Source organism: Streptomyces sp. NBC_01454 (assembly GCF_036227565.1).
In the GTDB taxonomy this organism is placed as follows: Bacteria; Actinomycetota; Actinomycetes; order Streptomycetales; family Streptomycetaceae; genus Streptomyces.
On the sequence record NZ_CP109460.1, the window covers coordinates 8157566 to 8182981 of the forward strand.

23 protein-coding genes and 2 pseudogenes are annotated in these 25416 nt (G+C 70.8%); 10 read left to right on the forward strand and 15 right to left on the reverse strand.

Annotated elements, in window-relative coordinates:
* Positions 1-60 precede the first annotated feature (60 nt).
* The 5 genes and pseudogenes from OIU81_RS35820 to OIU81_RS35840 all read right to left on the reverse strand — a co-directional run bounded on the left by OIU81_RS35820 (position 61) and on the right by OIU81_RS35840 (position 4800).
* Positions 61-420, reverse strand: a complete 360-nt coding sequence (locus OIU81_RS35820; protein WP_329154540.1) for a VOC family protein — start codon at positions 418-420, stop codon at positions 61-63.
* Between the two features lie 346 nt (positions 421-766).
* A complete protein-coding gene (locus OIU81_RS35825; RefSeq protein WP_329154541.1) occupies positions 767-958 on the reverse strand; it encodes a MarR family transcriptional regulator in 192 nt (63 codons plus the stop codon).
* A gap of 10 nt (positions 959-968) precedes the next feature.
* Positions 969-1329: pseudogene (locus OIU81_RS35830) on the reverse strand (transposase); the annotation flags it as partial.
* Between the two features lie 16 nt (positions 1330-1345).
* Complete coding sequence (locus OIU81_RS35835) at positions 1346-3019, reverse strand: class I adenylate-forming enzyme family protein (RefSeq protein WP_329154543.1); 1674 nt, start codon at positions 3017-3019, stop codon at positions 1346-1348.
* Positions 3016-4800: a CoA transferase gene (locus tag OIU81_RS35840; RefSeq protein WP_329155595.1), complete on the reverse strand. Its 1785-nt coding sequence runs from the start codon at positions 4798-4800 to the stop codon at positions 3016-3018. The genes OIU81_RS35835 and OIU81_RS35840 overlap by 4 nt, the downstream gene beginning before the upstream one ends.
* A 199-nt stretch (positions 4801-4999) precedes the next feature.
* Here OIU81_RS35840 and OIU81_RS35845 point away from each other — a divergent pair, with 199 nt between their 5' ends.
* On the forward strand, positions 5000-6280 hold the full coding sequence (locus OIU81_RS35845) for an acyl-CoA dehydrogenase family protein (protein ID WP_329154544.1): 1281 nt from the start codon (positions 5000-5002) through the stop codon (positions 6278-6280).
* On the opposite strand, the gene OIU81_RS35850 is transcribed toward OIU81_RS35845, so the two are convergent.
* Both OIU81_RS35850 and OIU81_RS35855 read right to left on the reverse strand, forming a co-directional pair.
* The gene (locus OIU81_RS35850; protein WP_329154545.1) at positions 6249-7373 is read right to left on the reverse strand and encodes a sugar ABC transporter permease; all 1125 of its coding nucleotides are present in this window, start codon (positions 7371-7373) and stop codon (positions 6249-6251) included. The genes OIU81_RS35845 and OIU81_RS35850 overlap by 32 nt on opposite strands.
* Positions 7373-8488: an MFS transporter gene (locus OIU81_RS35855; protein WP_443074183.1), complete on the reverse strand. Its 1116-nt coding sequence runs from the start codon at positions 8486-8488 to the stop codon at positions 7373-7375. Before OIU81_RS35855 ends, OIU81_RS35850 begins: the two co-directional genes overlap by 1 nt.
* Before the next feature lie 475 nt (positions 8489-8963).
* Between OIU81_RS35855 and OIU81_RS35860 the strand changes: the two genes are divergently transcribed.
* The 3 genes from OIU81_RS35860 to OIU81_RS42460 all read left to right on the forward strand — a co-directional run bounded on the left by OIU81_RS35860 (position 8964) and on the right by OIU81_RS42460 (position 12113).
* Positions 8964-9695, forward strand: a complete 732-nt coding sequence (locus OIU81_RS35860) for a hypothetical protein (protein WP_329154549.1) — start codon at positions 8964-8966, stop codon at positions 9693-9695.
* A gap of 338 nt (positions 9696-10033) precedes the next feature.
* The gene (locus OIU81_RS35865; RefSeq protein WP_329154551.1) at positions 10034-10657 is read left to right on the forward strand and encodes a sigma-70 family RNA polymerase sigma factor; all 624 of its coding nucleotides are present in this window, start codon (positions 10034-10036) and stop codon (positions 10655-10657) included.
* Between the two features lie 377 nt (positions 10658-11034).
* A protein-coding gene (locus tag OIU81_RS42460; protein ID WP_443073910.1) for an IS630 family transposase occupies positions 11035-12113 on the forward strand; the annotation gives its coding sequence in 2 pieces (ribosomal slippage) (positions 11035-11536 and positions 11536-12113; 1080 coding nt in all).
* A 10-nt stretch (positions 12114-12123) separates the two neighbouring features.
* Here OIU81_RS42460 and OIU81_RS35880 read toward each other — a convergent pair.
* The gene (locus OIU81_RS35880) at positions 12124-14244 is read right to left on the reverse strand and encodes an ATP-binding SpoIIE family protein phosphatase (protein ID WP_329154552.1); all 2121 of its coding nucleotides are present in this window, start codon (positions 14242-14244) and stop codon (positions 12124-12126) included.
* Positions 14245-14719: 475 nt separating this feature from the next.
* A complete protein-coding gene (locus OIU81_RS35885; protein WP_329154553.1) occupies positions 14720-15022 on the reverse strand; it encodes a hypothetical protein in 303 nt (100 codons plus the stop codon).
* A 312-nt stretch (positions 15023-15334) separates the two neighbouring features.
* On the opposite strand from OIU81_RS35885, the gene OIU81_RS35890 reads away from it, so the two are divergent.
* Entirely contained in the window at positions 15335-15700 is a 366-nt protein-coding gene (locus OIU81_RS35890; protein WP_329154555.1) for a hypothetical protein, read from the forward strand.
* Positions 15701-15810: 110 nt separating this feature from the next.
* Here the strand turns inward: OIU81_RS35890 and OIU81_RS35895 are convergent, their stop codons facing one another.
* The 3 genes and pseudogenes from OIU81_RS35895 to OIU81_RS35905 all read right to left on the reverse strand — a co-directional run.
* Positions 15811-16434, reverse strand: a complete 624-nt coding sequence (locus OIU81_RS35895) for a chloramphenicol phosphotransferase CPT family protein (protein ID WP_329155597.1) — start codon at positions 16432-16434, stop codon at positions 15811-15813.
* A gap of 257 nt (positions 16435-16691) precedes the next feature.
* Positions 16692-18281, reverse strand: coding sequence for an IPT/TIG domain-containing protein (locus OIU81_RS35900; RefSeq protein WP_329154557.1), 1590 nt, complete (start codon positions 18279-18281; stop codon positions 16692-16694).
* A gap of 487 nt (positions 18282-18768) precedes the next feature.
* Positions 18769-18975, reverse strand: a pseudogene (locus tag OIU81_RS35905) (aldo/keto reductase); the annotation flags it as partial.
* A gap of 116 nt (positions 18976-19091) precedes the next feature.
* Between OIU81_RS35905 and OIU81_RS35910 the strand changes: the two are divergent.
* Positions 19092-19271, forward strand: a complete 180-nt coding sequence (locus tag OIU81_RS35910; RefSeq protein WP_329154559.1) for a hypothetical protein — start codon at positions 19092-19094, stop codon at positions 19269-19271.
* Positions 19265-19723: an MmyB family transcriptional regulator gene (locus OIU81_RS35915; RefSeq protein WP_329154560.1), complete on the forward strand. Its 459-nt coding sequence runs from the start codon at positions 19265-19267 to the stop codon at positions 19721-19723. Before OIU81_RS35910 ends, OIU81_RS35915 begins: the two co-directional genes overlap by 7 nt.
* 207 nt (positions 19724-19930) lie before the next feature.
* Here OIU81_RS35915 and OIU81_RS35920 read toward each other — a convergent pair whose 3' ends face one another.
* Complete coding sequence (locus OIU81_RS35920; RefSeq protein WP_329154563.1) at positions 19931-20554, reverse strand: HD domain-containing protein; 624 nt, start codon at positions 20552-20554, stop codon at positions 19931-19933.
* Positions 20555-20984: 430 nt separating this feature from the next.
* Here OIU81_RS35920 and OIU81_RS35925 point away from each other — a divergent pair, with 430 nt between their 5' ends.
* Genes OIU81_RS35925 through sufU form a run of 3 tightly spaced genes read left to right on the forward strand, consistent with a single transcriptional unit; the run spans position 20985 to position 23373 of the window.
* The gene (locus OIU81_RS35925; protein WP_329154565.1) at positions 20985-21629 is read left to right on the forward strand and encodes a hypothetical protein; all 645 of its coding nucleotides are present in this window, start codon (positions 20985-20987) and stop codon (positions 21627-21629) included.
* Positions 21630-21634: 5 nt separating this feature from the next.
* Entirely contained in the window at positions 21635-22945 is a 1311-nt protein-coding gene (locus OIU81_RS35930; RefSeq protein ID WP_329154567.1) for a cysteine desulfurase, read from the forward strand.
* Positions 22936-23373 carry a Fe-S cluster assembly sulfur transfer protein SufU gene (gene sufU, locus OIU81_RS35935; protein WP_329154569.1) on the forward strand — a complete coding sequence of 146 codons (438 nt, stop codon included), beginning with the start codon at positions 22936-22938 and terminating at the stop codon, positions 23371-23373. The genes OIU81_RS35930 and sufU overlap by 10 nt, the downstream gene beginning before the upstream one ends.
* A gap of 263 nt (positions 23374-23636) precedes the next feature.
* Here sufU and OIU81_RS35940 read toward each other — a convergent pair whose 3' ends face one another.
* The gene (locus OIU81_RS35940) at positions 23637-24449 is read right to left on the reverse strand and encodes an ABC transporter permease (RefSeq protein WP_329154570.1); all 813 of its coding nucleotides are present in this window, start codon (positions 24447-24449) and stop codon (positions 23637-23639) included.
* Between the two features lie 2 nt (positions 24450-24451).
* A complete protein-coding gene (locus tag OIU81_RS35945) occupies positions 24452-25387 on the reverse strand; it encodes an ABC transporter ATP-binding protein (RefSeq protein WP_329154572.1) in 936 nt (311 codons plus the stop codon).
* Positions 25388-25416: the final 29 nt, after the last annotated feature.

The window sequence follows — 25416 nt, forward strand, 5'->3', positions numbered from 1 at the left end:
CCGGCCGGTTCCGGTCGGAGGCTTCCGGGGCTGCTGGTGGCTCACCTCATCGCGTGGACGTCAGGGTGCTTCGTCGAGGCCGTAGACGTGACCGTCCGGGCCGCGGAAGAAGCGGCAGGCCTTGCCGTTGTCGAGCCGGGTGATCCCCCCGAGGAGTTCGGCGCCGGCAGAGGCCAGTTCAGCGGAGGCGGCCTCGATGTCCTCGACGCGGAAGCCGAATGCGACGCCGCCATTGAAGCCGAACGGCGGGGTGTTGCCGTCCGCGAACACCTCCAGGACGCCGCCGCCGGCCTGGGGGAACTGCACGAAACCGGGGTGCTCGACCGTTGCGGGGAGGCCGAAGACGTCCTTGAAGAACGCCACTGTTTTGTCGAACTCCTCGGTGACGATCGCGTTCCAGGCGATGCCCTGCATCTTCATCTCGGTGTTCTCCTTGCTGTTCGGGGGTGTTCGAAGGTGCCGGGGGCGACCGGGGAAGCGGCGCGGTACCACAGCCGCTGTTACTTCCCGATGGACCTGATCCACTCGTCGACAGTGACGACATCCGCCCGCAGCGGGAAGAGCTTCTCGATGAGTGGGTCGGTTTGTTCGGTCCGGTCCGGCATTTCGGCCTTACAGCCGTTCCGTGAGCCGGTCGAGCAGCGGAAGCACCGCGAGCAGCTCGCGCCGCTCGGCGGGAGTGAACTCGGCTTCGAGGGCGGCGACCAGTGGCCGCATGGATGCGGAGTTCCGGTCGGTCACCACCGGCGGCCCGCGTCGGTGAGTGTCACCACCGAGCGGCGCCGTCGGCGGCGTCCCGCCGGCGACTCACCAGGCCGCGCTCTTCGAGCGCGGCAAGGGTGGTCGCCATGGCTTGCGGGCGCACTCCCTCCGAGGCGGAGAGCGTCCCTGGGTGGTCGGGGCCGTCGCGGTCCAGGCGGGCCAGCAGTGACGCCTCGAAGAGGGTCACGTCCCCCACGGGGCTTTGCTTCGTTGGCCGCGCCGCGAGCGCTGAGCGAGGCGGGAGTGACGACCATGATCAGTAGGGGAAGGCCGCGGGGGTCGACCATCAGGTGCCGCTTGCGCCCGTTGTCTTTCTTGCTTGCGTCGCAGCCGCGGGAGTCCTTGCCGACGGTCTCGGCGGCCTCAGACCGTCCGCCAGGGAGGGAAGTCCACTGGTAAAGCACGCCACTTGCAGCCGGTGTCCACGCCCTGGCGGAGGGCGTCCACGATCGCGCGCCGGGGATGCTTAGCCGACCGGCCGCCTACGGAGGTCTCGCAGGTCGGGGACGGCAAGAACGGTCGATCAGGGCCCACCCGGACCGTCCGATGCGGGCCTTCCCCCCTCAGTCATCCCCGTGCGGTGTCAGCCGGCCCGGGTCCGGTCGGCGGGGAACGCGTCGGCGGCCCGGGCCCGCAGTGCCGCACGGTCGGGCTTGCCGGCCGGGGTGAGCGGCAGGTCTCCGGTGAGCAGCAGCAGATGCTCCGGGTGCTTCCGGCGTTCCAGCCCGCGCCCGTCCAGATGCGCGCACAGGCTCTCCAGCGCCGGCGTCCGGCCGGGACGGGGAACGACGCAGGCCGCGAGGCGTTCCCCCATCAGCGGATCCGGGACGCCGACGCACAGCACGTCCCGTACGTCCGGATGGGAGGAGAGCGCGCCCTCGACCTCGGCGGGGCTGACGTTCGCGCCGCCGCGGATCACGATGTCCTTGAGGCGGCCGACCACGCGCAGGCTGCCGTCGTCGGTGAACCGGCCGAGATCCCCGGTGCGGACCCAGCCGTCGGCCGTGCGGTAGCGCATGTTCAGCTCGGGCGCGCCGACGTAGCACAACGGGGTCATCGGGCCGCGGGCGAGGATCTCACCCGCGTCACCCGCGTCGCCGCCCTGGAGGGGAGCGATCCGGATCTCGCAGACACCGGGGTCGGGCCGGCCCACCACGATCCCCGGACCGGTCTCCGGCCCGGCCGGCCCGGCCAGACCGCCGTGGCAGTGGACGCCGTCGGCGGAACCGTAGAGATTGACGACGGCGCAGCCGAAGGCCCGGCGGGCCTCTTCGCGGGTGGCCGCGTCGAGTGCGGAACCGCCGAGCACCAACGCGGTGGGGGCGGCGGGCCGTTCGTGCTCCGCCGCCGGCCGGTCGAGCATCATGCGCACCATGGTGGGCACGGCCATCACATGGGTGGGCCGGTGGGCGCGGATCGCCTCCAGCGCCGCGTCCGGGGTGAACCGGTCGAGCAGGACCAGGCAGCCGCCGTGCCGGGCGAGGGTCACCGCCGTGCCGCTGCTGCCGAAGGCCGAGGCCAGCGGCACCAGGAACAGACAGCGCGGTGGAGTGCCCGCCCGCAGCAGTGACGCCAGCGAGTTGCCGCGGCCGCCCGCGAGCGCGTTGTGGGAGTACGCCACCATCTTGGGCTCGGCCTCGGAGCCGGAGGACACCAGGATGCGGGCGGCCGCATCCGGGTCGGGACGCGCGGGCCGGAAGCCGTCCGCCTCGGTGTCGAGCAGTTCCTCCAGCGACAGACAGCCCTCAGGGGCCGGACCGGGGCCGGCCGCGATCACCGTGTGCAGCGCGGGGAGTTCGCCGCCGGCCCCGGCCCGGCGGCCGAGTGCGGCCGGCTCCCGTGCGTGCGTGATGCCACGGTGCGCGGTGGCCGCGATCACGGCCCGCGCACCGGAACGGCCGAGCAGGGACGCCGCCTCCCGCCCGCCGCGCCCGACGGGGAACGGCAGGACGACGGCGCCCAGCGCGGCAAGGGCCAGGTCGGCCGCCACCGCCTCTCTGCTGTTGGGGAGTTGGACACCCACCGTGTCGCCCGGCCCGATGCAGGTGCGGGCGAGTCCCGCGGCCAGACCTCGTGCCCGGCGGTCCAGGTCCGCGTAACTGATCTCGCCCTTGGCGTCGATCACGGCGGTGTCATGGGGGCGGGCGATCCGCCGGGCCCGGAACAGGCTGTACAGATCCAGGTCGGGGCAGTGTCCTTCGGCGGCCCAGGTGCGGCGCAGCGGAGCGGGGACGAGGTCGTGGAACCGGGGTGTCACAGGAACCTCCAGGGCGAAGGGACGGCCAGGGAGCCGTGGGTGTCGCGGGTCAGGGCTGCGGACACCCGCGGGTCGGACGGCAGCGCGGCCAGATCAGTGGTGACGGTGGTGGTGGACAGACCCCGCGTGCGCAGGGCGGCAACCGCCTGCGCCGCGGGGACGTTCCGCAGATCGGGGAAGGCGGCGGCAGCCGCGTGGGCGGCGTCATCGGACGGAGCGAGCCAGCCGTCGGCGGCCCGCAGCGGACGGCGGAAACCGGCCGGGCGGCGCAACGCCCCGCCGGCCGCGGCGCGGTCCAGAGCCGGCGCGGTGAGTAGCTCCGCGGCGCCCAGCAGCGACGACTCCACCCGCACCCCGCACCCGGCGCGCTCGCGCAGCAGCAGACCGGCCAGCACCGCTCCCGCGCCGAGCAGCCCGCCGAGCACATCGAGCAGGGTCATCAGCGAGGGCGCGGGCGGCTCACCGTCGGGGCGGGCCACCTCTCCGACGCCGGTACGGGCCTGCACCATGAAGTCGGTGCCCATCGGGGCACCGGGCGGCGGACGGTCCGCCCAGCCACTGGTGTACGCGTACACCAGGCCCGGGTTGACCGACGCGAGCCGCTCGGCGTCCAGCCCGAACTGCTCCGCCTTGCCCGGCGCCCAGTTGTGCAGGAACACCGACGCACCGGCGGCCAGCTCCCGCAACTCCTCCTGTCCGGCACGGGACTTGATGTCGATCTCGACGGCCCGCTTGCCCCGGTTGAGGGCGAGCCAGCGAGCCGAGACCTCCGTACAGCAGGGCGGCATACCGCGCAGCGGGTCCCCGCCCGGCGGTTCGATGCGCAGGACGTCCGCGCCGAGCAAGCCGAGCAGATGGGCGGCGAGCGGCGCCTGGACCCGGCGGCCCGCCTCCAGCACCGTCAGACCGGCGAGGGGGAGCGCCGCCGGGGGAGGGGTGCGGCCGGCCGGCGCGCCGCCCGGCACGTCCCGCGGCGTGACGGTCCACGGCCCGCCGGAATGCGAATCCGGGTGTCCCGCCGGCGAATGCAGGGCGCATACCTCGGCGCCCGAGGCATCGGCGGCCTGCCGCACCCGCGCCCAGGATGCGGCACGCGCGGTCTCCTGCAGTGCTTCCGGCAGGGGCGCGCAGGCGGTGGCGTAACGGAACTGGAAGGGGCGCCAGCCGGCGCGTATCGCGTCCTCGGGTGCGCCCAGCGCCCGCCAGAACCGTGCCCAGGGGCCGGGCTCCAGCGCCTCCAGTTCGAACGGCGTGCCACAGGAGGCGGTGAACGGCGGGCCGCCGGGGGCCGACGGCACGGCCTCCGCCTCCGGGGCGTTCGCCGCGGCGAGGTACTGGGACAGCGTCAGCAGCGCGGCCCGGTCGGCCCCGGTGCACAGCTCCACGGCGCCGCTGACACCGCGGGCCCGGCCCAGCAGCCCGGCCAGCAGGCCCTGCACCGAGAGCACCGACGCACAGGTGGCGGCGTAGTCCACGGCGAGCCCTCGCGGAGCCCCGTCGCGTCTGCCGTGCACATGCATCATTCCGGTGGCGGCCTGCACGGTCGCCTCGTCGGCGGCGTCCGCCGCCGGCAGCACATCGGCCCAGACGGCGTGCGCGGTGACCCGGCCCAGCCGGCGGCCGGTGGCCGCGAAGCGCGCGGGGCCGGACGGCGCGTCCGCGGCCCCGGCGGCCGGCAGCGCCTCGACGCCGGCACCGAGCGCCCGCAGCGTGCGCAGCGACGGTGCGGTCAGTGCGGCCGGTCCCGAGACGCGGAGGTCCACCTCCTCCAGCGGTCGCATCGCACCGATGACAGTGGGGTGTCCCACGGCATTCCTCTCCGGCGGCGGCAGCGCGCCGCACGTCTCGCACGGACCTGAACGGACGGGACGGACGGATGTGGACGGGCGGGAACCGGACGACTCCTCGGGCCGACCAACTCCACGGCCAGTAAGTCGGACTGTCGGTTCACCGAGTTCCCGGTGAATGCGGAGGAAAGCCGTGAACCCCATGAATCCCGAGCAGGGCACGACACGCACCGAGGCCCCCGCGCAGGCGGACCGGCCAGCGCGCCCCGCGTCCGGGCGGCCGCACTGCCCGCCCGAGCTGATCCCGCTGCGCGACCGGGTCGAACGGTTCGTAGGGGAGCGGGTGATGCCCTGCGAGCCGTTCCTCGACGGCGGCGGCCCGGACGCCCGGACCGCGCTGCGCACCCTCCAGCAGGAGGCGAAGGCAGCCGGACTGTGGGCGCTGCCACAGCCCGCCGAATTCGGTGGCCAGGGACTGCCGTTGGCCCAGTACGCGCATCTCGCCGAGGCCGAGGGAGCCAGCGACCACGGCCCCGCCGCCCTCGGCTCGGCGCCGCTGCTCGACGTGCTGATGCTCGGCCGGCACGCAAGTGCCCCGCTCCGGGAGCGACTTGTGCGGCGCATCGTGGCCGGCGAGCTGCGTACTTGTTACGCGATGACCGAGCCCGAAACCCCCGGCACCGACCCCGCGCAGACCGCGACCCGCGCCGAGGCCGGCCCCGACGGAAGCTGGACCCTGCACGGCCGGAAGTGGTTCATCTCCGGCGCCGGCGAGGCCGACCTGGTCACCGTGCTGGCCCGCACCGGCGGGACGGACGGCGACGAGGAGCTGTCCCTGCTGCTGGTGCCCACCACCACGCCCGGCTTCCGGGTGCTGCGCGAACTGCCGGTCCTCGGCGCGGGCGGCCAGTGGGAGATCGCCCTCGACGGCGTCACCGTGCCCCGGGACCATCTGATCGGCGCGCGCGGCCAGGCCCTGCGGATCGCCGGGGAACGACTGGGCCTGGGCCGCACCCTGCGCTGTCTGCGCTGGCTCGGACAGGCCGAGCGGGCCTTCGGCCTGATGTGCGCCCGGGCCCGCACCCGCACCCAGCGGTCCGGCCCGCTGGCCGACCGTCAGCTCGTACAGCAGCTGGTGTTCGACTCCCTGCTGGCCCTCCGCACCACCCGGCCACTGGTCCACGAGGCGGTGGCCGAGCTCGCGGCGGGCGGCTCGGCCCGGCTGGAGACGGGACTCGCCAAGGTCGCCGCGGCCCGGATGCTGCAACAGGTCACCGATGCCGCGATCCAGGTGCACGGCGCGGCCGGCCTCGGGCCGGACACCGCACTGCCCGCACTCTTCCGCACCGGCCGCGCGGCCCGGCTGCTCGACGGCCCCGATGAGCTGCACATCGCCTCGGTGGCCCGCCGGGTGCTGCGCGACCACCCGGCGGCCCCCGGCGTCACATCGTGTCCGGCTCCACCAGCCCGGTGAGCAGCGCCAGCCCCCACGCGAAGAAGAAGTCTCCCCAGACCAGCTCATGGCGGGTGGCCAGGCCGCGGGCGGCGTCGTAGCAGCCGTCGCGCAGCGCGCCCGAGGGGGACAGATGCGCCACGCTCAGCCGGTGCAGAATCCGCCGTCCCCAGTGCGACAGCCGGTCGCCCTCGGCCCCGCGGCCGGCCGCCCGCGCGAGGGCGGCCAGCTTCAGCGCCGCCACCGCCTCGATCGCGGCGGCGGAGGTGTCCGGCGGGCCCGGTGCGTGCCCCGCGCCCGCCGGGCCGTCCTGGGCCGGCGGGACGAGGGCCGCACCGGGCGCCGTCCGCAGCGCCACCAGCCGCCCGGCCGCCTCCCACAGCCCGCTCTCCGGAAGGTGCGAGAGGCCGTCCGCGATCCCCAGCAGCAGCCATCCCGCCGTACGGCTCCAGCCCGGTGCCGGCTCGGCGCACGCCGCCCAGGTGCCGTCCGGCCGGGCCTGCCAGGCCGGCCGGGGCGGATCCTCGGCCAGGCACAGTGCCAGATGCCGGGTCAGATGCCCGTGGGCGGCGGCCCGTCCGCCACCCGGCGCACCGGCCAGCAGCGGTACCAGCCCCGGCACGCCGTCCGCGCGCGCCAGCAGCCGCGGACCACCGAACGCGCCACCCCACGGCACCACGCCCCATTCCGGTTCGTACGCGGCCAGACAGGCCCGTGCCGCCCGGTCCCGCAGCGCGGCCGCCGCCTCGTCGCCGCCCGGCCCGGCGGCCAGTGCCGTGCCGTACCAGAGCACCAACCCGCGGGTGGACGTGTCTTGTTCGGCCCAGTACCCGAGCCGCTCGGTGCAGCGCGCCGCCGCCGCCCGGTCCTCCGGAGCGCCCGCGGACAGCGCGCGCAACCACAGCAGCCCGGCCCAGCAGCCGCCCGTCCACGAACCCCGCGCGGTGGTCTTCCACGCACCGGTCCGCGGATCCGCGTACAGCGGGAAGCGCGCACCGACCTCGTCCGCCGTCCCGGCCACCCGCTCCAGAACGGCCGCCCACGCCCGCCCGGCCCAGTCGGCCTCGCCACTCGCGCCGCCCGCCGCCCCCACCACGCCCTCAGCCTTCCTCATCACGCCTCCCCGTGGTCCCGGGGCCTCAGCGGTACGGCCACCACCGCGGCCGCCGCGAACTCCACCGCCACCAGCAGCCAGCCCGGCCCGTACCCGCACGCCGACACCAGCGCACCGAACAGCGGCGGACCGGCCGCGAACCCGGCGAAGAAACCCGCCGACACCAGCGCCGAATCCTGCCCCGCACGCCCCGGCGCGGCGCTCTGCAACACCAGCACCATCGAGACCGCGTTGGCCGACACCGCGAACGCCCCGACCGCGACCGCACCCGGCCACACCAGCGACGGCAGCACGAGCGCGAGCGCCAGCAGCAGCGCCGCGCCCACCGCCCCGGCGGCCAGCAGACCGGGCAGCGCCCCCGCCCGCCCCGGCCGCCCCGCGGTCCTCGACCACCCCACCCGGCCCACGATGCCCGCCACCCCCAGGACGGCCACCAGCGCGGCGGCCGCGGTCGGCGCCAGGTCCAGCCGCTGCGAACCGAACAGCGCCAGATAGGTGTTGACGGAGGCGATGCCGCACCCGAGCAGCATCGAGAACCCCGCCAGCCGCCCGATCGCACCGCGGGCGAGCGACGCGGAGCGCGTACCGGTGCCGGCCCGCGCCGGATCCGGCGGAAGGACGAGCGCCGCCCACCCCGCGGCCAGCGCCGCCGCACCGGCCGCCGTCCACACCGCAGCGCGCCAGCCCACCCCCGCGGCCAGCAACGACAGCGGCAGCCCCGCCACGAAGGCACCGGCCTGGACACCCGACTGCTTGAGCCCGGTGACCGCCCCGCGCCGTTCGGCCGGAAAGCCCGCAAGAATCACCTTGTTGGTCGCCGGATTGGCCAGCGCCTGCGCCAGACCGCCCAGCGCGACCGCCGCCAGCAGCACCACTGCCCCTCGAGCGGCCCCGATCAGCGCCAGCGACACCCCGGCGAGCAGCAACAGCGCGACCAGACACCGCCGCGGCCCGACCCGGTCCACCAGGCGGCCCGCCACGGGCGACAGCAGCGCCGCCGTACCGAACCCCGCCGTCGTGGTCAGGCCCAGCACCGTACGGGAGATGCCCAACTCGCCGACCAGCCGCGGGCCGAGCGCGCCGATCAGGAAGAGCTGCATCATCGAGAAGGCCATCGCGGACGTCAGCAACACCGTCACCCCCGGGCCCGCGCCCCGCGGCTCGGCTGTGCCGCCTCCTGGCCCGACGCCCTCCGATTCCCTGTCCCGCTGCACCTGCACCGCACGCCTCCTGACCCTCCGGCCCCGCTACGGGACCCGGCCCAGTCAGTCGTACGGGCCGGGTGGTCAGTTCCCCGACGACGCGGCTGCCACCGGGCCCCGGCCCCGGCATCCTCCTGGTCTCTCACCGGCTCTCACCGGCTCGCCGACTCCCTGACTCACCCCGGGGCTCCCACGCACCACACCAGCCCCAATCAAGATGCTCCGGCCGGAAGCGAACAGATCCGGCCGATATCAGACGTTCAGTCCGCCCAGGACGTCCCGGCGCAGGTCAGGACGGAGAACCAGTCTGTCGACCGTCTGCGACAGATGTTGTACGCACATGAGCAACCCTGCCCGGATATCAGGCCGGAATGGCAGCATGGCCGCCATGACAACCGGGCCGTTCTCACGTGCCGTACGCGCCGCGGCTTTCGCGGCCGTCTGCGTGACGACAACGGCCCTCGGGCACGCCCTGATGGCCGCGGAACCGCTGCCGTGGTGGGCCGTGCTCGCCGCGTTCGGCGCGACGGGCCCGGTGGGATGGTGGCTGACCGGACGGGAGCGGGGCGGCTCCGTCATCACCGGAACCACGGTCCTCGCCCAACTCGGCCTGCACGCACTCTTCGACCTCTCGCAAACCGGCCTCTCGCACACCGGCGTGGGCACCAACGGCGTCGACGCCATGCGCGGGATGACCGCGATGGCGGAGATGGCCGGGACGGCCACGATGTCCGGCACGGTCACCCTGCCCGGCACGGTCACCACGTCGGGCGCGGGACACCTCGACGCCACAGCCGGGGCCCTGACCCACCCGGGCCACCTGGACATGACGCCGTCCGTCCACGGCTCCCTCGGCATGCTGCTGGCCCATACGCTGGCCGCGGTGCTCTGCGGCCTGTGGCTCTGGCGCGGCGAAGCAGCCGCGTTCCAGCTCGCCCGCAGCTTCGCCGCGGCGCTGTTCGCCCCCTTGCTGCTGGTCCTGTGGACACCGGACCGGACCGGCCTGAAGCCGCCCGCTCGCCGGGTCACCGCCGACGAGCCCGCCCTGGGCCCGAGCGGCACCCTCCTGCACCACGTCGTCTCCCGCAGAGGCCCACCCCCGCTCCCGGTCTGCTGCTGACCGCACGCCACCCACCCCCTGCGCCGCTGTCCGCAACCCCCAACACCCCTGATTCCACAGCTGCGTTGACCTGGTGACGCGCGAAGCGCCGGCATCCCCGCACGGCCGCCCTCCCCGGCCTGCCCCGCCCGCGACATGCCGGCCCCTGCCCGCCGGCCCTCCGACCCGCCCACGGCGTGCCCCGGACGACGCGACCCCACCGCGTCGACCCCCGCACGTCAGCCGTCGCCCTCGACCTCGGCGCGGGCCACCGGAGTGCGCCGCACACCGACAGGGACCCCAGGGCTCTGCTCCGCCATGCCCTGGTGCGGTCCCGCTGCCTCCGAAGGATGTCTCGCATGATCGCTGCCCTGACCGGGCCGTCCCCCTACAAGCGGACCGCCGTGGACGACGAGCAGGTGACCGGCCTGGCCCTGGCCGCCAGGGACGGCAACCCCGACGCCGTCGAACGCTTCGTCCACGCCACCCACCGGGACATATGGCGGTTCGTGGCCCACTTGAGCGGGGACACGCACGCGGCCGACGATCTGGCGCAGGAGACCTTTCTGCGTGCCCTCACCGGTCTGCCGAAGTTCGCCGGCCGCTCCTGTGCGCGTACCTGGCTGTTGTCCATCGCCCGCCGGGTGGTGATCGACCGCTACCGCTCCGCCGCGGCCCGGCCGCGCATCGCCGACATCAACGACTGGCAGGCGGTGGCGGAACACCGCCAGCCGAGCGGACTCCCCGGATTCGACGACGGCCTGGCCCTCGGCGAACTCCTCGACACCCTCGACCGCGAACGCCGGGAGGCCTTCGTCCTCACCCAGCTGGTCGGCCTGCCCTACGCGGACGCCGCGGCCGTCGTCGGCTGCCCGATCGGCACCGTGCGCTCCCGGGTGTCCCGCGCCCGAGCGGACCTCGCCGGATGGCTCAGGTCCGCCGAAACGTGCGCACAAGCGCCCCGCCCGGCGATGGCGCAATGACGGCACTGCCGGCCCTGGGGGAGCCCGGCACCGGCTAGTTCTCGAGCGCCCGGCCAAGACGGTCCCGGCCCTGATCGACTCGATGCTGCGTGAGGGGGACGTGCGCGGTCCGGGCCGGGTCGGGTCGCGCCGGGCCGGGAAAAGAGCCGAGGCCGTCCGCGGGACCCGGCCTCGGCCTGGTGGATCCAGCCACCCAGGGCCTCGGGACGCACACCGAGTTCGACGGCCAGGCGCTTGATCGGGGACCTCGGATCGGAGCTACGGTGACCAACCCCGACACTTGGATGCTCACACACCCCTTACTGACTTCAGCTCGTCAGGGTGATTTTTCGTGAAGTCTCTGATGGGGCTGGACTGTCGTCTGTATCCCGTGGTGTATGAGGTATGCAGATGGGGGTGGGCTGAGTCCTGGGGGGCGTCGGCGCCGGGAGTCGGTTCGGATGCGGGCGGTCGAGCTGTTCGAGCAGAAGATCAAGCCGCCGGATGTCGCCCGGCGGCTGCGGGTGAGTCGGAAGTCGGCTTATGAATGGCACCGGCTGTGGCGGGACGGCGGGGCCAAGGCTCTGGCCTCACGTGGACCGAGTGGATCACGGTGTCGGTTGTCGCCACGCTGCCTGGAAAAGCTGGCCGCGTGCCTCGATGAGGGACCTGCCGCGCACGGCTGGGTGGAAGACCAGGTGTGGACCGCGGCGAGGGTGGCCACACTGATCGGCAGGAAGTTCCACGTCTCCTACAGCGTGTCCGGGGCCACGAGGCTGATGCACCGCCTCGGCTTTTCCCCGCAGGTCCCCGCACGACGGGTCGCCGAGCGCGACGAGCAGGCCGTGACGACCTGGAAGGAGGCGACCTGGCGGGAGGTAAAAGGGCACGGGCGGCCTGCGGGGGTTACATCTGCTTCGAGGACGAAGCCGGCTTCACCCGACGGCCGCCCCGCGGACGGACTTGGGGCCGCCGCGGCCACACCCCGGTCGTGACGGTCAGCGGACGCCGCTCCGGACGGCTCTCCGTGGCCGGGCTGATCGCGATGCGGCCCGGCTCCCGGACCCGACTGTGCCACCGCCTGCGGACCCACCCCGCCGGCGGTGGCACGCGCCGCAGCATGGGCGAGCGGGACTTCATCGCGCTCGTCGACGGAGTTCATCAGCTGGTCAGAGCGCCGATCGTACTGGTGTGGGACCGGTTGAACACCCATGTCTCCCACAGGATGCGCGACCTCGTCGCCGAGCGAGCATGGCTGACGGTGTTCCTGCTCCCCGCCTACTCGCCGGACCTCAACCCCGTCGAATGGGTGTGGGCACACGTCAAACGCAGCCTCGCCAACCTCGCCGTCATGGCCCTCGACCGGCTCGAAACCCTCGTCCGCAACCGACTCAAACGCCTCCAGTACCGCCCTCACATCCTCGACGGCTTCATAGCCGGCACCGGCCTCGCCCTCGACAGCCCAACGCCACCCTGACGAGCCGAAGTCAGTAACGTGGCGGCGCCTCCACCAAGCCGGCCACCTCGAACCAGACCGACTTCCCGCGCCCGTACGGGGCAGTGCCCCATGCGGCAGCCAGCTCTTCCACGATCACCAAGCCACGACCGTTTTCCGAGAAGCTGTCGATTTCCAGATCGACCGTGATGGGAGCAGGCACCGGCGGCCGGGTGGAGGAATCGCGGACCTCCACCCGGATGCGGTCAGGGTATTTGCGGAGCCGTACATCCACATCGCTATCGGCGTGGACAAGTCCGTTGGTGACCAGTTCCGTTGCGAGCAGCTCGGTCTCGTAGGAAATGGCGTCGAGTCCCCATTGCAACAGGATATTTTGAATGAACTGGCGAACCTCCCGGACACCTTGCAAATCATGACGCTGGATGTCCAGACGACTGACGCGAGAAGGCACTCCCTGCAGGTGTCCCTCGTACCGCGCCAAAAGCAGGGCAGTGTCGTCATCCCGGATGGCCGTGCCGGTGGTGATCCGGAGGAGGCGATCCGCCAGGTCTTCCAGACAATGACCGCTCGCTTCGGCCATGGTGCCCAGCAGTTTCCGTGTTCCGGTGCCGACGTCGAGGGTGTGCGAGCACACCAGCCCATCCGTGTAGAGCGCCAGAACCGTCTCAGGAGCAAGGGTGACTTCAACGGAGTTGTAATTCGTCTCCGGATCCACCCCCAGAGGGAGGCCGACATCGAGCGTCGGGACCGCGATAGCGCCGTCTGACTGTCTCAGAACCGGCATGGGATGACCGGCACTGGATATCTCAGCGGTTCCGGTCGCGAGGTCAATCCAGACGCAGCAGCACGTGGCCAACCGCCCGGGCTTCAGATCGGTCAGGAGCTGGTTCATCCGGCGCAGCAGATCCGCGGGACGGTGCCCCTCCGCGGAGTACGCCCGCAAGCCGCTGCAGATCTGGCCCATGACTGCCGCCGCGGAGGAGCTGTGGCCCTCCACGTCTCCGATAACCAGTCCGACGTTGCCGTCGGACAGCGTGAGCACGTCATACCAGTCCCCGCCGACATCACCGTTCTCGGACGCGGAGAGGTAGCGCGCCGCGCACTCCAGCTGATCGAGGTGGGGCAGCGCATGCGGCAGTAGCACCTGCTGCAGTTCCCGAGCCATCGCATGCTCTCCGTCGGACAGGCGGGCACGTTCCAGAGCTTGGCTGAACAGTCCGGCCATGGTCACCAGGGCCGCCCGTTCCTCAGCTCGGAAGTGGCGCGGACGGACGAAGGTCAGCAGGAGAACTCCCTGTTGGTGCGCCATCCCCGTGAGCGGCAGCAGTATGCACGCCTCCCGACCGTCGGAAAAGCTTCCGAGGGGGTTCTTGGCGAGTTGCTCATCGGACTCCAGGAAGACCGGCCGGTCGTAGCGGAAAATCCGAGCCTCCGCCGAGCCGTCTGCAGCCAGTGTCCGGCCCAGCCCATCGATGACGTCTCCCGAATATCCAGAGCAGCCCACGAGGCGCAACCAGCCCTGCTCCTCCACGCAGACAGCCATCGCCTGCGCTTGAAGCGGTTTCATGATACGCGCGGTAGCTACCTCGACGACGTCTTTAATGCGCTTCGCTTCCACCAGCGCGGACGCAAGCTTGTGAATATGGTAGATGAATGTGATATCAACAGAAAGCGACTCTTCAAGTGCAGGCATAAGAAAGAGCGGATTCAATGAGAGTTCCGCGAAATCGCCACCATGAGACGCTTTGAGGAGTCTGCTCAGGGCATCACCCAGCTTCCTGCAGCGTCGTTGAGCGACGGAAAGGTCGGCAGCATTCTCGAGAGGAGGCTGCCATATCCCGGTCATGACCCAGAGGGTATTCTCTTCCTCGTCGTCGCAAAGCGGTGTCGATATAACTGTGTACGGGAACGGCATGGTCACTTGAGGTGACCGCTTGATCGGTGAGCTTTCGGAAAACTGTCGCCCGGCTCGATAAGCCTTCGCCGCCGTGTAATTCGTACTTTGGACGGCTACGTGCTCCGCCACCGTGAATACGGAAACGGGACCACCTACGACCAGTGCGGCAATCAGCGCACTGCCGTCGGGCGACGGCACATAGAGGATCGCAGTGCTGGCGCGCAGTTCATCAACCAGTCGGCGCAGGGTCGCCATCACTGGAGTTTCCCGAATCGAACCTGGCCCCCCGCGGTGCGGTGTGCCATAACTGCTTTCAAAGACCGGCGATCGGCTGTGGCTACTGTGTGCCATCACACACATCCCGTCAAACGGATGCCCTCTCGTCCCAAATCTCGCACACCACGTGCCAGGTTGCTAGTAGGGCTTTGCTACACGGGTCACGGTGGGTGTCTGATAGTTCGCTGGTTGTATGAGCGCTGGGGAAATTGCTGCCTGTCGGGGCCGGATGGCGGAGTCCGGCACGCTGAGCAAGGTCGGCAACTGTCAGCTCGGGGGTGAGTGTTCACGCCGCCCCGGACACGGCCTCGTGCCCATACAGCTCCCGCGGCTTCCGCTCCTACCTGCGTAAACGCGGCCTCGCACACACCACCCCGGAGAAGACGGACCAACCGAAGCAGCGGTCAGCCTCGCGTCATTCCTGCTCCGGACAAGATCCGTTGGAAGACGGGCCTTAGGTGAGCCCGGTCTCCGCCTTGCTGAACAGAACTCCCTCGGAGTAGAAGAACACCGCGTTGCTGCTCCCGTCGGCGCCGTAGCACGTCCAGGTCACGGGGTAGCGGCCGCCGGGTTCGGTTTCGCCGTCCTGCTGGCAGGTACTGGCGTAGGTGCGGAGGAGTTTCTCGCTGCTGCCGGCCCTGAGCTTCCGGTATTCGGCGAGCGTCAGGGGGTCACTGGCGACGGCGAATCCTTGATAGGCGCCGACGATCACGAGGACGCCGAGGAGGGAACCGCCGGCTATCGCACTCTTCTTCACAGTGGGGTGTGTTCCTTCGAGGGTGGGGTGGGGGCGAACCGGTGCGGAACCGGGCTGTGTCCCGGAGACGCGGCAAACTCGCCTCACAGGGATTGTAGGGCGACGCCCGGGCCCCGCTCCGCGGACGCACACGGGTGGTGGCCCGGCGGAAGATACCGCCGGGCCAACTGGCCTTGCCGCGCACACATTCAAGCGGCCCGCACGCCCTCCCACGAACCCGCGCCGGGAATGACAGTCACAAGAACGCCGATGCCGCGAGGGATTCGACCGGTCCGCTGTCGGCGCTGCCCGGGTGTCGCTACGCTGCTTCGCATGGATGCCAGGGACTCGGACCCCGCGGACCACGCTGAGAAGTGGCCACTACCTCCGCCTTGGATGTGGAGTTGCCAGGAGTGCACCGATCTCTACAAGGCGATGAAACAGGCTCCCGAAGTGGTGGACGCCGCCCGGGCGGAGAGCGAACCGGGGGTGGACTGTGACCCCTTCGACACCATTGTTTCCTCGCAGATTCACCTCGCCCGCCACATCGCCACCCAGCACACCGCGGAAGTCCCCGCGATGGACCAGGGTTGCGACAGGTGCAAGACCGACATGACGCGGGAGATGCCCGTCGTCCTTGTGCTGGAACACCGCGCCCGGCACGTCTTCGCCCCGCCCAGCATCGCGGGTCTGCTGTAGCTGTCGGGGCGACGGCTGTGGTCATCGGAGCACGGCTGTAGCGGTGGGGAACGGTGTGGGCAGTACCTGCTGGGAGACGTCGGCGGGCGCTGCACACGCCACCCCTCCCCTCACCCTTCCGCAGGCAGCTGAGGGGGCCTCGCTCTCATCTGTTCAAACGCGGTGGGGGAGTGCCGTCGGCCGAGAAACTCCTTGATCTGCCGAGCGCAGTCGAGCGCACTGGCACTGCCGGTGTCGCACTCGATGTCGTAGACGCCGTGCGCGTGGACACGGTCGATCTGACGGGCGGCGAGCCCGGGCGGACGATCGCCGCGGTCCTGCTCCCGTCGTTCCAGCTCCGGCAACGGGCAGCGCACTCCTACCAGGACGACGTCCTGGGGGCGGAACAGGCCGAGGCAGTCGTGAAGGCGCCACGGCTCACTGAAGAGGTGGTCCACGATGACGTTGTTGCCTGCCGCGGCCATGCCGGCCACCGCACGGTGATACCCCCGCCACGTGCGTCTGAGCATGGCGGCCAGTTCGTCCGGGGGCAGCTCGGGGCCGGAGCGCATGGCGTGAAAGGCATCGACGGGCATGTGAAAGTACGGCTCACCGAGGAGGGCGAGTAGTTCCTTCGCGATGCTGGACTTGCCGGAACTCGACGTGCCGTTCAGGAAGATGATGAGGCCGCCGGCGGACTGACCGGGTATCTCCGGACCGGCCTCGGGCTCGAACCCGGAAACGGGACTTGGCATCATGACTGCTCTCGCATCGTGTACGGACTCCTGATCGCTTGAGCTTCGATGTGCAGACCAACTGGCCCAAGGGAACCATCAGGAGCAGCAGCGCCGCGAGCAGCACACCCATGAACGTGAGGTCGTCCTCCAACGGCGCGAACTCCGTGATCGCCTCCGGCAAGGAGCGGAGATCGCATCCAACCGGCGCGACGAGCAGGAGATGTTCGTGCTGTGCCTGCGGATTCTGCGATCGGCCCTGGTCTACGTGAACACCCTCATACTCCAGGCCCGGTGACGTAGGTGAACGATCCGGCAGGGGTGCCGCCGGGGCCTGTGACGGTGACGTCGACGGTGCCGTCGGTGCCGCTGGGCGGGGTGGTGGCGGTCACGGTGGTGTCGGAGATGACCGCGAAGGCGGCGAGGGTTCCGTTGAAGGTGACCTGGTCGGTGCCGGCCAGGCCGGTGCCGGTGATGGTCACTTGGGTGCCACCGGTAGTGGGCCCGGTGTTGGGGCTGACGCCGGTGACGGTGGACGCGTCGAGGTAGGTGTAGGAGAGTCCGTCGGTGGTCCCGCCGGGGGTGATCACGGTGACGGCGGCGCCGCCCGGTGCCGGAGCAGCGGTGGCTCTGACGGTGATCTGGGTGTCGGTGCCGGACTGGATGACGGCACGGCTGGAGCCGAAGAACACATCAAGGGCTCCGGCGAGGTTGCGGCCAGTGATGACGATCGCCTGGTCACTGCCGGCAACAGGCCCCGTGGCGGGGCTGATGCCGGTGAGGGCGGGCGGTGGCGTGTAATAGAAGGTGCCCAGGGTTCCGGTGCCACCGGCGGTGGTGACCGTCACGGGAACGGCGCCGGATCCGGCGGGGGCGGTGACAGTCATCGAGGTCGCGGTGTTGGCGGTGATGACGGCCTGGGCGGTGCCGAAGTGCACGGCGGTGGCGTTGGCCAGGTGGTGGCCGGTGAGTGTCACGGGGGCTCCGCCCCCGGTGGATCCGTGGTCGGGGATCACGGTCGTTGCCAGCACCTCGACGGTTCCGGCGAGCGTGTTGGTCACATACGCGTGCGTCCCGTCGGGAAAGAACACGAGGTCGGTGGGGCCGTCTCCCACGGCGATGTTCTCCACGACGGAGTTGGTCACCGTGTCGATCACGCTCACTGTGTCCGGGTCGGCGTTCGCCACGTACACGTGGGAGCCGTCCGGGCTGACCGCCGGCACACGCGGCTGGGCGCTGACACCGATCGTGGCCGTGACGGTATCGGTGGCGGTGTCGATCACACGGAGAGCGGAGTCGCCTACGACCGTGACGTAGACACGGGTTCCGTCCGGGGTGACGTCCAGCAGGATGGGGAAGTTGCCGACGCTGATGGTGTCGGTGACGGTGTTGGTGGCGGTGTCGATCACACTGACGGTACCCGGGATCTGGTTGGCCACGTAGGCGCGGGCTCCGTCCGGGGTGATGACCACGCCGGTCGGTGCACCACCCACGGTGATGGTGTCGGTGACGGTGTTGGTGGCGGTGTCGATCACATTCACGGTGGAGGCGCCAACGGTCACATAGGCGCGGGTGCCGTCAGGGGTGATCGCCACGACAGTCGTGGGATCGCTCACCACGATGTCTGTGCTGACGGAGTTGGTCGTGGTGTCGATGACGCTGACGAGAGCGGCACCGCCGAAGGTCACGTAAGCGCGCGTTCCGTCCGGAGTGAACGCCACGAAAGTCGGCCCGGCGTTCGTAGGGATGGTGTCGGTGACGGTGTTGGTGGCGGTGTCGATCACACTCACCGTGTTCGAGCCACGGTTGGCCACATAAGCACGGGCACCGTCGGGCGTGAGGGTGATTCCCTCGGGCGTGTCGCCCACCGGAATGACAGCTCCTGGCACGAACGCGGCTCTCAAACCGGAGCGGCGTGTCTGAGCCGACAGAGGCGAACGCGGTGCGAGGGTGAACATGACACTCCCTGAGGTAGGCGGGACGCTCTTGTCCCGCGTGCGGAGGTGTCTGCTCCACCGCATGGGCCGGCAGCGGGCAGGCGACCGGCCGAGACCGGACCGGCGATCTACACAGTGCGAAGTACCCTCCTCGCGAAGACTTTTAACCTTTGCGTCATATATCCGATTCTCCCATCATCGTGTTATCGAGAGCCGGTTCGCGTGACTCACCCCCGAAGTGCGCTGTGATCTGGCGGGTGCGGCCACCCATCGACCCCCACCCGGAAGATTTGCGACATCGCGCGAGCGCGAGGGCGGCGGTGCGCTGCCCACGCGCTCGATCGGGTATCAGCGGCGGGTGTCGACCTTGAGGGCGCCGCGGGTCAGCGTGCGGCCGAAGTCGCCGGCGAGCAGGTCGGCGCTCGGAGCTGCCATGGGTATAGGTGCTGGTGGTGTCGATGAAGTTGCGGCCGCGCTCGACGTAGAGGGTGAACAGTTTGCGCGCCTCGTCCCGTTCGGCGCCCCAGCCCCCATCGGTGCCGAAGGTCGCCGCGCCCCATGCCGGCGGTGAGACCCGCAGCCCGGAGCGGCCCAACAGCCGGTAGGTGTCGAGGGTGAGAGACATCGTGTCCTCCCGTGCTTGTGGTCCGTTGCCGAAATCGAGTCGGTGACCGCCGCGAGCCGGGGATGAGGGGAAGGAGTTCCTGGGAACAGCAGTCCTGCCTGCCTGTTGGATCGAGCATGACGACCCGCACCGTGGACGCGACACAGGAGTTGTCCGCGTTCCTGCGGACCCGGCGCGAACGCCTGGACCCGCGCGATTTCGGCCTGCCGTCGCGTCGGCAGGCCCGCCGGACCCCGGGGTTGCGCCGCCGCTGGCCGGACTGGTCGCCGACCTGTCGCCGCTGCCGGCCATGCTGAAGAACCACCGCTACGACATCCTGGCCCGGAACGGCGAAATGGCGAGGCGGCTACGGGATTTCGACACCCTGCCGCCGTCGCAGCGCAATTCGATGTGGCTGTGCCTGATGCATCCGGAGATTCGTGAGTTCTCTGTCGACCGCGAACGCGTCGTGCGGGAGGGGATCGCCCACCTGCGCGCCGCGCGGGCCGCGCATCCGGAGGATCAGGCGCTGACCGACCTCATCGCCGAATTCACCACACGTGACGAGGAATTCGCGCGAGGGTGGGCCGAGCGAGACATCGAGGTCAACGGCCGCGGGCGCACGGTGATGCGGCCTCCCGACGTCGGTGTGATCACAGTGGATTTCGAAGTGCTGCTGCCACTGCAAGACCCGGACCAGCGGTTGGTGATCTACCGCGCCGTGGACGAGGAGAGCCGGTCGGCAGGGGACCGGTTGTGCGCACGGTGATGTCGATCCGTCCACTCGTGCACTGCGCCGAACCGTCGTTCCGCCATGGTCGAACCGTGATTCCGGCCTGTCGCCCGACCGCCGACCAGGCAACACCGGAAACCCTCGCCGGTCCGGTTCGCCGGCACTGGACCGTGGATAACGAGCGTCATCGACTGCGCAATTCCCCTGGAGTTGCCCCGCCCGCTGCCGGGCGGGGCGCCGGTATCAGGGCGCGGGGGCAAGCAGCTCTCGGGCCACCGCCGCGTCCCTGACCTCCTCGTAGAGGGCGGTGAGGGTGTCGCTCACCTGGACACGCGGCAGTTGGAGCCGGTCCAGGGCCGCCGCGTCCGCACCCACGTCCTGCCACCCCTGGCCGGTCAGCAGGCGCATGAGCGCCGGGTTGAGCCGGTCCACGCCACGGACGAGGCGGGCTTCGGGCGTGGCCCCTTCCTCGTGCTCGTGCCAGAGGCTCAGGAACTCGGCGCCGAGCCCGTCCGGCAGGGAGGCGAAGCGGCGCTGAGCGACCTCCTCCTCGATCCGGGCCTTCTCGTCGCCGTTCCGCGCGCTCCAGGCCGAGGGGTCGCCCGCCTCGATTTCCACGAGGTCGTGCATCAGACACATCTTGAGCATCTTCTCGAGGTCGAGCGAGCGGCCGCTCTCCCGCTCGAACTCGCGGTGCAGGATCCAGCTGATGAGGGCCAGATGCCAGGAGTGTTCGGCCACGCTCTCCTTTCGGCCGGGCGTGGCGTTGTTATGCCGCTCAACTTCGCGTAGCCGGGCGGTGAAAGAAATGAAGTCGAATACTTCGCGAAGGTTGTTTTCCATGCCGTATGTCCGTTCTCTCATCATTGCCGCCGTTGTGCCCGGGGACTTCTGCGGACCTTAACACCGGTGATATCGGGGCCTATTGGATCAGGCCAGTGGGGCGGTCGGCCGTGTGCGTGCGATGCGCTTCTGACCTGCCGTGGCTGTCTTAAAGCGATCGTTGACCGGTGCTCCGGCCCGGTCCTAGATTCCTTCTGCACGCAACATCCCGTCAACAAGAGGAAAGCCCATGGCGAAGTTCTATGCGGAGTCCGAACTCGACGGAAAGTTGACCGGTTTTCGTTCCCGTGGCCCCGCGACCCTGACGGAATGTCTGGCGCCGGGAACCCTGTGGCAGCCGGTGTTTCAGATGACGGTTATGGCGAACACGAAGAATGGCCGAAGCGTATTGACAGGTACACGTCGTTCCGACAGTAACCCGACCCATCCCAATGTCATCAGCACGCCCACCAGCATGCTGCCCCTGGAATTCGCGCGATGTTACGTCGAGGGCATCGCCGCGTCGGCCGGCGACATGGTGCCCGTCCATCTGACGGAGCTGCGGGCCGATGACCTGCGGACCGTGGTCCGGTTACCCGAGACCGCCGCGCGCGGCGTGATCCCCGACCCGTCCTCGGCACTCCCGTTCCTGGTGGGAGACCTGCTCGCCCGCAAGCTCGGCTGCGAGGGCGCCATGGAGGCGGCCTCCCGCGAGAAGCCCCTGGGCACATGCCGGTTCTCCATGGTGGGGGCCGGCTTCAGCTATGTCGCCGACCGGCCCACCGACGACCCCGAGAGCCCCGAGCCGCTCTTCGAACCGCTGTTGATGTTCGGAGCGATACTCGAACTCGACGATCCCACGGTCATCCCGGAACACACCGCGTCGTACAAGGACCTCTGCTGGACCTCACCCGAGGACTATGCCGAGGGCGTCCGCACCAAGCGGATAGAGAGCTTCAACCCCAAGTTCCTCGACCGCGCGGACGAGGCGGACAGCGACTCCGTGACCGTCTGCGCCCGCGGCCTGTGTCTGCAGACCACCCACAAGGTGCTCAGCGACCTCGCGCCCGGCTCCACCACCGGTCCCGCCTCCGACCCCACCCCCGGCGCCTCCCGGTGACCGCCATGGCCCACGCCCTCGACCCCCTGCAGATCCGCGCCGACTTCCCGATCCTGCGTCGCACCGTCGGCGGCGGCCAGCGGCTCGTCTATCTGGACTCCGGTGCGACGTCCCAGAAACCCGTGCAGGTCCTCGACGCCGAACGAGCCTTCGCCGAGACGTCGAACGCCGCGGTGCACCGGGGCGCGCACCAGCTCGCCGAAGAGGCGACCGAGGCCTACGAACAGGCCCGTGAGCAGATCGCGGCCTTCATCGGCGTACACCCGGGAGAAGTGGTCTTCACCAAGAACGCCACCGAAGGCATCAACCTCGTCGCCTACGCCCTGAGCAACGCCGCCACCTCCGGCGAAGCGGCCGCGCGCTTCCGACTCGGCCCCGGCGACGAGATCGTGGTCACCGAGATGGAACACCACGCCAACCTCGTGCCCTGGCAGGAGTTGTGCCGGCGCACCGGCGCCACCCTGCGCTGGCTCGGGGTGACCGACGAAGGGCGGCTCGACCTCTCGCGGCTGGACGAGGTGATCACGTCGCGTACCCGGCTGGTGGCCTTCGCCCATCAGTCCAATGTGCTCGGCACCGTCAACCCGGTCCGGCAGATCGTGGACAGAGCGGCCGAGGTCGGCGCACTCACGCTGCTGGACGCCTGCCAGTCGGTGCCGCACGCCGCGGTCGACTTCCACGCCTGCGGAGTGGACTTCGCGGTCTTCAGCGGCCACAAGATGCTCGGCCCCTCCGGAGTGGGCGTCCTCTACGGACGGCGCGAACTCCTGGAGGTCATGCCGCCGTTTCTCACCGGCGGTTCGATGATCGAGGTCGTCAGGATGACGGAGTCGACCTTCGCCCCGCCGCCCCAGCGGTTCGAGGCCGGAGTGCCCATGGTGTCCCAGGCGGTCGGACTGGCCGCGGCCGTGCGCTATCTGACTGCCGTCGGCATGCGGCGCATCACCGCTCACGAACGTCTGCTGACCGAGGCGGCGCTCGGCACCCTGTCCGCGATCGACGGGGTACGGATCCTCGGCCCCACCACGAGTGCCGACCGCGGCAGTGCGGTGTCCTTCGTCGTCGACGGAGTGCATCCGCACGATGTCAGCCAGGTCCTGGACGCCCAGGGCGTGGCGGTCCGGGTCGGGCACCACTGCGCCTGGCCCCTCCACCGCCGGCTGGGCGTGCCGGCCAGCGTGCGCGCCAGCTTCTACCTCTACAACACGCTCGCGGACATCGAGCCGCTGGCCGCGGGGATCGTGGAGGCACAGGCGATGTTCGGTGCCACGGCGCCCGGGCCGGAGCGGGACGGGGGGAGTGCGGCGTGCGCCTGACGGCAGAACACCAGGAGATCATCCTTGCCCACTACCGCTCCCCGCACCACAGCGGCCTCCGGGACCCGTACGACGCCGAGATCCACCGGTTCAACCCCACGTGCGGCGACGAACTGACCCTGCGCGTCCGCCGGGAAGGAGAAGGGGAGCGGGCGACCCTCGCGGACGTCTCGTACCAGGTCCAGGGCTGCTCGATCAGTCAAGCGTCCGTTTCGGTGATGACCGACCTGGTCCTCGGCCGTACTGCCGAGGAAGCCGAGGAGCTGCACACGGAGATCGCCGCGCTGTTGCGCGCACGGACACCGGAGTCCGGAGCCTGGCCGTCCCGTCTGGGGGACGCCGCGGCGTTCCGCGACGTGTCCCAGCACCCGGCGCGGATCAAATGCGCACTGCTCTGCTGGACCGCCCTGCGACAGGCACTGTCGTGACGCCACGGACCGCACCGGGAGGTGATGCCGCATCGACGACGCCCTGACCCCGCTCGCCCGGCCGCGGGGGCGCCGACCGGGCCGCTGATTGTGCCCTTGTTTCCTTCACGTCGTTTCCTTCACCTCTTCAGTTATGTGCGGTGCCGGCCCGGTTGCGGCCGGCCTGCCGGAGGGCCGGTGGCCGTTACGTCCGTGACGGCCACCGGCCCCTGTGCATGGTCCGGCGCGGGCCGCCTGCGCGGCGCGCGACCGGCCCGGGTCACTCAGGCGTCACGCCGGTTGACCATGACCGTGGCGCCGACGAGCGCGACCAGGGTGAGGGCCGCGAAGTAGCCGAGGCCCGGCAGCGGGCCGAGACGGTCCGGGGAGGGGAGCACACGGAGGATCTGCTGCCCGGCCTCGGTGGGCCACCACTTGAGCAGCGGCCGGCCGATGTCGCCGATCATGCGGAACACGATGGGCAGGATGAACGTGACGCTCACGGCAGCCGTGATCCCGCCCGCGGAGGCCCGCAGCACCAGTCCCAGGGCGAGCGCGAGGACCCCGAGCACGCCCAGGTAGCAGCCGGCACCGATCACCGCGCGCAGTACCGCCCCGTCGGACAGGGCGGGGTGCGCGACACCCGTCCCCAAGGACAGCGAGCCGGCGCCGTAGGTGGCGAAGGAGATCAGCAGCCCGGTCACCAGCGACACGGCGAAGACCACCAGGGCCTTGGCCGCCAGCAGCCGGGGGCGGTGCGGGACGGCGGTGAAGGTGCTGCGGATCGAGCCGGTGCCGTACTCGGAGGTGGCCGCCAGCACACCGAAGAGGCAGATGGCCAACTGGCCCAGCGGGAGCCCCACGTAGATCTCGCCCAGCACCCCCGCCGCACTCTCGCCCCTGTGGGCGTGCCCGCCCGCGAGCACCGCCACCCCGACGGTGATGAAGGCGGCGGCGAACAGCGTCCACCAGGTGGAGCGGATCGTCCGGACCTTGATCCACTCGAACGCGACCGCATGGACGAAGCGGTGGCGCCGGTCGGTCGTGGCGTGGCTCCGGGGAGCGGCGGAGGCCGGAGGAGTCGTTGTTGTCGCCATGATCATGCGGCCTTTCCGCCGTGCGTGACGCGGTATTCGACGGCGTCCGCGGTCAGTTCCATGAAGGCGTCCTGCAGCGAGACCCGCTGCGGTGCCAGCTCGTGGAGCCACAGCCCGTTCTGCCCGGCCAGCTCACCGATCCGCCGTGCCTCCATTCCCCGTACGAGCAGCGCGCCGTCCGCGGGCTCGCCGCCGGGCAGGTCGTCGACGGTGCCTCCCTCGCGCCGCAGCAGCGGAACGAGCTGCGGCGCGTGCGGGGTGCGGACCACCGTGCCGTTGTGTGAACTGCGGGCCAGGAAGTCCGCCATGGAACTGTCGGCCGCCAGCTGCCCGCGGCCGATCACGATGAGGTGGTCCGCGGTGTCCTGCATCTCGCTCATGAGGTGCGAGGAGACCAGGACGGTGCGCCCGTCGTCGGCCATGGAGCGCATGAACTCCCGCACCCACTGGATGCCTTCGGGGTCCAGGCCGTTGACCGGCTCGTCGAGGATGAGGATGTCGGGGTCGCCCAGCAGCGCGGCCGCGATGCCGAGACGCTGGCCCATACCGAGCGAGAATCCGCCGACGCGCCGGCGGGCGGCCTCCGTCAGACCGACCATCGCGAGCACCTCGTCGACGCGCTGCCGCGGGATGTGGTGCGAGGCGGCGAGCCCGCGGAGGTGGTCACGGGCGGTGCGGCCGGTGTGGACGGCCTTGGCCTCCAGCAGGGCACCGACGGTGTGCAGCGGCGTGGGCAGTTCGTGGTACGGCCGGCCGCACACGGTCGCGGAGCCCGAGGTCGGCCGGTCGAGACCGACGATCATGCGCAGGGTGGTGGACTTGCCGGCGCCGTTGGGACCGAGAAAGCCGGTGACCATACCGGGGTGGACGGTGAACGTGAGGTTGTCGACGGCCTTTTTGTCGCCGTAGCGCTTGGACAGCCCGGTTACTTCGATCATGGGTTCCTCGGTTCGGAATCGTGCGGATA